Genomic DNA, 234 nt, shown 5'->3' with positions numbered 1-234 from the left:
CCGGTCGGACATGGTCAGGGCTTCTTCCTGGTCATGGGTCACGAAGATGGTGGTCAGCCCCAGCTCGCGCTGGATCTGGCGGATCTGTTCACGCAGGTGCTTGCGAATCCGCGCATCCAGCGCCGACAGCGGTTCATCCAGCAACAACAGGCGCGGGCGGGTGACCAGCGAGCGGGCAAGCGCCACGCGCTGGCACTGGCCGCCGGACATCTGGTGCGGGTAGCGGCCCGCCAG

The 234-nt window shown here is 67.9% G+C and carries 1 protein-coding gene; it reads right to left on the bottom strand.

Annotated features, from left to right (window positions below; all coding sequences use genetic code 11):
- On the bottom strand, nt 1-234 hold a 234-nt coding region (locus REG_RS11510; protein ID WP_141553676.1), incomplete at both ends, for an ATP-binding cassette domain-containing protein.

Origin of the sequence: Candidatus Regiella insecticola LSR1 (assembly GCF_000143625.1) — a bacterium.
Lineage (GTDB): Bacteria > Pseudomonadota > Gammaproteobacteria > Enterobacterales > Enterobacteriaceae > Regiella > Regiella insecticola.
Note: the sequence above shows the minus strand (reverse complement) of the source record. Positions and strands in the feature narration are given on the sequence as shown.